5 protein-coding genes and 1 pseudogene are annotated in these 6864 nt (G+C 41.4%); 1 reads left to right on the top strand and 5 read right to left on the bottom strand.

The window, feature by feature from the left end:
* From ACFILY_RS04360 to ACFILY_RS04350, 3 genes and pseudogenes are all read right to left on the bottom strand, one after another.
* Positions 1 to 365: pseudogene (locus tag ACFILY_RS04360) on the bottom strand (tol-pal system protein); the annotation flags it as partial.
* A gap of 52 nt (positions 366 to 417) precedes the next feature.
* Complete coding sequence (pal, locus tag ACFILY_RS04355; protein WP_273790460.1) at positions 418 to 939, bottom strand: peptidoglycan-associated lipoprotein Pal; 522 nt, start codon at positions 937 to 939, stop codon at positions 418 to 420.
* Between the two features lie 204 nt (positions 940 to 1143).
* On the bottom strand, positions 1144 to 1851 hold the full coding sequence (locus ACFILY_RS04350; RefSeq protein ID WP_375637578.1) for a DUF1013 domain-containing protein: 708 nt from the start codon (positions 1849 to 1851) through the stop codon (positions 1144 to 1146).
* Positions 1852 to 2219: 368 nt separating this feature from the next.
* Between ACFILY_RS04350 and ACFILY_RS04345 the strand changes: the two genes are divergently transcribed.
* A complete protein-coding gene (locus ACFILY_RS04345) occupies positions 2220 to 2966 on the top strand; it encodes a YebC/PmpR family DNA-binding transcriptional regulator (protein ID WP_254492472.1) in 747 nt (248 codons plus the stop codon).
* A 1089-nt stretch (positions 2967 to 4055) separates the two neighbouring features.
* Here the strand turns inward: ACFILY_RS04345 and tolB are convergent.
* The gene (tolB, locus tag ACFILY_RS04340) at positions 4056 to 5381 is read right to left on the bottom strand and encodes a Tol-Pal system beta propeller repeat protein TolB (protein ID WP_375630936.1); all 1326 of its coding nucleotides are present in this window, start codon (positions 5379 to 5381) and stop codon (positions 4056 to 4058) included.
* Between the two features lie 38 nt (positions 5382 to 5419).
* Positions 5420 to 6844, bottom strand: coding sequence for a cell envelope biogenesis protein TolA (locus ACFILY_RS04335; RefSeq protein ID WP_375673268.1), 1425 nt, complete (start codon positions 6842 to 6844; stop codon positions 5420 to 5422).
* Positions 6845 to 6864 lie beyond the last annotated feature (20 nt).

Genomic DNA, 6864 nt, shown 5'->3' with positions numbered 1-6864 from the left:
GATGCTGCTTTATCAGCTGCTTCAGGTGCTTTCTTCACATCATCGACAGCCTTATCAACAGCGTCAGTGGCTTTTTCTATCACATCAGATGCTGCTTTATCAGCTGCTTCAGGTGCTTTCTTCACATCATCGACAGCCTTATCAACAGCGTCAGTGGCTTTTTCCGCCGCATCAGATGCTGCTTTATCGGCTGCTTCAGGCGCTTTCTTAACATCATCAGTTGCCTTATCAACTGCATCAACTTTATCCGTATCATGTGCAGGATATTCGGAAGCCTTTCGTGCCGCACTTTGAACAAGTGAAGTAGAACAAGCTATGAAAACCCCCATATAAAAGAGTGTTTTCCAATTGATTTTACGATACATTCTTTTTTCCCCTTAAGAGCTTATTAAATAGTTGAAACAAACAATCTTCTTTTTAATGACTATTCATGTCATTCAACGTTGTCACAGCACGTCGATTTTGATTCCAACAGGAAATATCATCACATACTGCTACAGGTCTTTCTTTTCCGTAAGAAATTGTTTGAATCCGTTGTGCAGACACACCTAGAGACACCAAATAGTTTCGCACAGCAACAGCACGGCGCTGTCCAAGTGCCAAGTTATATTCACGTGTTCCCCTCTCATCAGCATGACCTTCGATCATAATAGAATAATAAGGATAATGAAGCAACCATTCTGCTTGGCGCGTTAAAATACGTTCAGCATCAGCATCAAGTGAAGAAGAATCGAGACCAAAAAACACGCGATCACCCACATTAACCGTAAATTCTTGTCCTGAACCTGGTGACATCTGATTCAAACCAGCATCATTCATATAAGCGCCATTCATACCGTTAAGTGCACCAACATTTTTTTTGCCACACCCACCCAAGCATAGTGAGAAAAGAAAGAGGATAGCTAAGGAATGAGAGATGGTTTTTTTGGTAGAGCGCATAGTCCGTTTCTCCTTGAATTTGGTAAAGAAGGGTCAATTCTTAAAAATATTTTTAAGAATAACCGTTAATTCCTAATGAAGACGAAATTTTTTCTGTTTTTTTTCGTCCTCATTTTTACTTTTAAGTCTCTGCCAATTTTTCTTCTCTTTGGCCATTCCTCTAACATTTCCATAAGAAATGTTTCCCTTATGCGTCATGGCTTTTTATGCATCATCTTGATCTTGATCTTGATCTTGACGATTTTTTTGCAGCGCGTTCAGCTTTGCAAAAACTTTATCAGCGTCAAAAGTCTTATGCAGATTGTCTTCACTCTCATTTTCCTCTAGAGCAGCGTTTTCCGTCACAGAAGCGGGAAGCAACGACCTATCTTCTTCTGCAGCAACAGGGCGATTTTTCGCCGCACGCTGGAGCTCAAAATCTAAATCGATTTGCGAACACAAACCAAGCCCTACAGGATCAAGAGGAACCAAATTTGCACTATTCCAATGGGTTCTAAGGCGGATTTGTTCAATTGTCGCTTTTGTTGTCCCAATCAACCGTGCAATTTGTGCATCTTTCAACTCGGGATGGTTTGTAACCAACCATAGGATACCATTGGGACGATCTTGGCGTCGAGAAAGAGGGATATAGCGCGCCCCTTTACGTTTTTTTTCAGGAATATGCACCCTAGATTGAGAAATTTTCAATCGTGCGTTTTGATCAGCCTCCACCCGTGCAATTTCACTGCGCGTCAATTGCCCAGAACTAATCGGATCTAAACCTTTAATACCATAAGCCGCATCACCATCGGCAATAGCTTTTACTTCCAAGACATGCAATTTACAAAATTCTGCAATCTGATCAAAAGAAAGAGCTGTATTATCAACCAACCAAACAGCTGTTGCTTTGGGCATCAAAAGTTGCGTTGCCATTTTTATAAATCCTCTTCTGCGCCTCTTCTATGAGGCAGGTTACCGCCCACTCAAGAGCACTGGAACTTTTTTATATGTTTAGGTCTCTCCAACCACTCCTAAAACAAAGCGAGGCATGGAATAAACCATTTTGCTATGAGATTACATTCTGTTATAGCGTTATTTTTGCTCAACGACAAGAGATCTCTCTTGTAATGATCCTCAACTAAGGTGTCTTTACCTTTAAGATGAATTTTCTTATAAAGGGTTTATTCGATTATTTCACCTCATGCTGTGGCACATTTATTCTGGTGGGATGCGTGTTTTATCGCCTTAAATTCTAAAGAGTATCCAACTGGAAAGAAAGCCCTCAAATAGGAAGGAAAACTATGGCAGGCCATTCACAATTTAAAAATATTATGCACCGTAAAGGGCGTCAAGATGCAATGCGCTCGAAAATATTTTCTAAGCTTGCACGCGAAATTACCGTAGCAGCAAAACAAGGTGCTCCTGATCCAGCCATGAATCCACGTTTAAGGCTGGCTGTTCAAAATGCCAAAGCACAATCGATGCCGAAAGATAATATTGAACGCGCGATTAAAAAAGCGTCAGGCGCCGATGTCGAAAATTATGATGAAGTACGCTATGAGGGCTATGGACCAGGTGGCGTTGCCGTCATTGTTGAAGCTTTAACTGATAACCGCAACCGCACCGCTTCAAATGTGCGCGCCGCCTTCACAAAATCAGGAGGAGCCTTAGGGGAAACAGGATCGGTCAGTTTCATGTTTAATCGGATTGGTGAAATAATCTATAAGCCAGAAGCAGGGACAGCCGATAACATCATGGATGCAGCAATTGAAGCCGGTGCCGAAGATGTGCAATCAGAAGAAACCGGACATCATATTACCTGCGCATTTGAAGATATTGGTGAAGTTTCCAAAACACTTGAAGCAAAACTTGGTGAAGCAGAATCGATTAAAACGATTTGGAAAGCCACCACCCTTGCACCAATAGATGAAGAAAAAGCTTTGTCCGTTTTACGGCTGATTTCAACATTAGAAGAAGATGATGATGTGCAAAATGTTTATGCCAATTTTGATGTCAGTGATGAGATTTTGGCAAAATTGTCTGTATAATTCCCATCATTTGCATAAGCCCTCTCTTCATTCATGAGGGCTTCAAAAGCATCTGTCACTTCTCCTCTTTATCCGCACATATAAAAGCCCCGCGTCAATAGCGGGGAAAAGCTGTCAGTGCAACAAGAAAACCGCAATTAATTTCAGAAAACATAACCAAAAAAAGAAAGCATACAAAACTCTGTAGCCTCACGCCTTTCTTACATGCCCCAAAAATTATCCCTATATCCCCTCTCTATTTGATCTTTTTGTTCTTTAAGATGAACCTCCTCTCCGCTCTCAAGTGATGAAAATGATCTAGCCTCTAAACAATTAGGATTTTCCTAACGTATTCCTATGACGAATCACCCATGGAATTCGCTTGAAACTTAAGGCTCAACAAACATGCACTCCCCTAAATATTCGCCACGCACTTAAAAACACTTAGAATATATCAAGGAGGTTTATACGTCCTATTTATACGCCCTATATCACCACACTTCAAAGGACAGTGTTTTTACAACATCACAGAATAAAAATAAGCAAATGGAAAGCCAGAGCTGATTGTTTAGCAAAGTATTGTACAAAAAGGCGGTACATCTCTCTAATCTGTTGCGGATAAATTTTTGACTTTATGGCATTAACTTTATGGCATCGTATATTTCTAAAATAACGTCATTTATCTTAAAAATCTGTCCTTTTGCTCTTACCAATCAATCAATATTCAGACCTAAAACAACCGCGTACTTGAATAAAACACATCAAAGAGCAACAGCCCCCCTGACAAGAGGACTCTTCACAAACAAAATCGAAGAGGAAGTTTAAAAAAATATATATAGCGACACTTTGAATAAAAAGTTGAAATCTAGAGATCTTAGAATTTTCGGCTCTATTTTTTCAAGGTATTGTTTTGAATTTTTTTAAGCATTTTCCCCCAAGGAAATTCCATTATCGATCAACAACCGTAGATGATAGATGAAACCTACATAACTCCCCATGCACACTATAATCAATTCCTTCTTTTAAATAATTTAAAAACTATTGAGATTGTTTAAACTTGAGACTGTATAGACTATATTCCTTCTATATTCTGTTTTTAAGCATTTTGTTTTATTGTATATTGAGCAAAGGCGACCATGCTGGATCTGAAGCATCATTGGGGGTGGGTAATTGACGTTCATTGCGACCCGTAATATCAATCGTATAAATTTTTGGTCCCATACCGGGATTTTTGCGAAAGAACATCAGCACACGACCATTAGGGGCCCAAGTTGGTCCTTCATTGTGAAACCCCGTGGTTAAAATTCGTTCTCCTTGTCCATCAGGGCGCATAACACCGATAGAAAATTGTCCGTTTAATTGTTTTGTAAAGGCGATATAGTCACCCCGTGGAGACCAAATAGGTGTTGAATAACTCCCATCGTTTGAAGAAATACGCTGAATATCACTCCCATCCGCATTCATTTTATAGATTTGCGGCTTTCCACTACGATCTGAAGAAAAGACGATTTGTTTTCCATCCGGTGAATAAGAAGCAGAAGTATCAATAGCAGAAGTTGTTGTAAGTCGCGTCATCGTACGGGTTCGTAAATCCATGGTGTAAAGATTGGCACTCCCATCATTTTGTAACAAACTCATGATAACTTTTTGTCCATCAGAAGAAAAACGTGGAGCAATTGTCATGTTATTAAACGTTCCGATCAACTCTCTTTGCCCCATTTCAATTTGTTGGAGATAAACATGAGGTACTTGATTGTCCTCATAAGCCATATAGGTCATTTCTTGTCTTTTTGGGGAAAAACGCGGCGTAAGCACCAATTCACTTCCATCAGACATATAAATCAAATTTGCGCCATCTTGATCCATCATTGCTAAGCGTTTAATGCGTGCATTTTGGGGTCCTGTTTCATCGATAAAAACAATTCGTGTATCAAAATAACCACTTTCTCCTGTCATCTCACTATAGATCTCATCTGCGATCATATGTGCCACACGCCGCCAACGTTCTGTCGCGGTATAAAAACGCCGTCCTTTCAATTGTCTTTGTCCAAAAACATCCCATAAACGAAAATCGACCCTCAAACGTCCATCGATTTCTCTCATGACTTGCCCAGTAACTAAACCTTGCGCTTTTATTTTCTGCCAAGAAGCAAAATGCGGTTGTTTATTAGGATTAGAAATGTTTTCAAAAAAATTTGCTTTATCAAGCGGTAAAAAAAGCCCCGACCGTTCAAGATCGGCTGTCACCACAGCAGATATTTTCAACCCAATCGAATCATTGGAAATAAAGTCTGTAATTGCAATGGGAATGGGATTAAAATCAGCGCTCGAAATAGTTCCTTTCAATTGCGCATAACCCGATGAATTACTTGAAAGCCACAACCCACAAGTGACAATAAACCAAGCAAAAACTTTATGTCTCGTTATAGTCATCATGGAATGTGTCCTTTCGTTAAGCGCTTTTTTCTCGTTTATCATCTTATTTCTTGGAGGGGATCAACACTAAAGTCAAAACCTTGCCCCCATAGATCATATTGATCACGTGGGAGATCTGCATAAGGTTGGCATGAAAAGACAGCAGCGTACACCTGCCTTATCATAATAGCTTGTTGACTCTCAAGGCCGCTTACGGGATCAATGATAGGATCACCCACAACCATCCCTTCACGGTCTAAGTAAAATCGCAACCGCACAACCGGACGGTTTTTTAAATCGCCGCCAAGCGCCACAAGTTTAAGCTTCTGTTGAATACATCCCCCCGCAATATTGACCAATGTTTGTGCCATTTTTGTGGTATCATTAATATTTTTTCTTGCACCCAAAGCTTCTGGTGTATGAGAACGTTTTGCCCCCCCTCCTTGTGACCGCGCACGATTAAGCAAATTATTTTCCTCCAGAGCTAAAATATCTTCAATGGTCTGTTTCTCTTGGTTTTTCTTGTTAAGCTTTGGCGTATTTTGATTCAATGCAGCCTCATTCTTCCTTGGAGATTTTTCGTCAAACTTTGGTTTAAACTGTGGAAGAAGAGATTTTTCTGGAAGTACAATTTTGGGCGCTTGATGAACAATCTGCTCTGCTGGTACTTTTGGGACCGTTGGAGCCAATTCTTTTGGCAATATCATCTCTTCATTTTTGTGCGCAGGCTTGAGCGCAACCTTAGAGGCATCTTCCGGCACTCTCAAAGGCGTCTCAGGCGCAACCTTGGGCGCATCCTCCGGTGCTTCCAAAGGCATCTCAGGCGCAACCTTGGACGCATCCTCTGGTGCCTCCAAAGGCATCTCAGGCGCAACCTTGGGCGCATCCTCTGGTGCCTCCAAAGGCATCTCAGGCGCAACCTTGGGCGCATCCTCCGGTGGTGCCTCCAAAGGCATCTCAGGTGCAACCTTGGGCGCATCCTCTGGTGCCTCCAAAGGCATCTCAGGTGCAACCTTGGGCGCATCCTCCGGTGGTGCCTCCAAAGGCATCTCAGGTGCAACCTTGGGCGCATCCTCTGTTTTTGCTTCTAATAATTCTGGTTTTGTAAGTTCTGGTGCAAATGTTTCTGATGTGTTCTCGCTTGATGGTGGCGATGCTGTTTCAACGGGACGCGGCTTTTCCTTTGGTTGAAATGGTGCAAGACTATCTATTTGTCCCTCTCCAATATGGCGTGCATCTTCTTTCTCTTGTGGCTGCATAGTTGGTTTTATGGCAGGGATTGCACGGATAGGAGCCTTCACGGCTCCTTGTTGAGAAGAAAACTCGTCCACTAAAGGAGCAAGAGTAATGGGAATTGCTTCCAATGGTTGTGGTAAAGAGACAGAGCTTGTAAACTGAATGGCTCCCCAACTGAGAAAAATGACATGGACCACAAGGGATAAAGCCAAGCCTCGTTTCATACTATGATAGGAGTCTTTATTCATTCTTTATGCCTTATTTATGC

The organism is Bartonella sp. CL25QHWL (assembly GCF_042195335.1).
In the GTDB taxonomy this organism is placed as follows: Bacteria; Pseudomonadota; Alphaproteobacteria; order Rhizobiales; family Rhizobiaceae; genus Bartonella.
The sequence above is the reverse complement of the archived record's forward strand: the minus strand, read 5'-3'. Positions and strand labels throughout refer to the sequence as shown.

Coding starts and splice junctions, on each gene's coding strand:
- pal (WP_273790460.1), bottom strand. CDS start 939: ATGCGCTCTACCAAAAAAACCATCTCTCATTCCTTAGCTATCCTCTTT.
- ACFILY_RS04350 (WP_375637578.1), bottom strand. CDS start 1,851: ATGGCAACGCAACTTTTGATGCCCAAAGCAACAGCTGTTTGGTTGGTT.
- ACFILY_RS04345 (WP_254492472.1), top strand. CDS start 2,220: ATGGCAGGCCATTCACAATTTAAAAATATTATGCACCGTAAAGGGCGT.
- tolB (WP_375630936.1), bottom strand. CDS start 5,381: ATGATGACTATAACGAGACATAAAGTTTTTGCTTGGTTTATTGTCACT.
- ACFILY_RS04335 (WP_375673268.1), bottom strand. CDS start 6,844: ATGAATAAAGACTCCTATCATAGTATGAAACGAGGCTTGGCTTTATCC.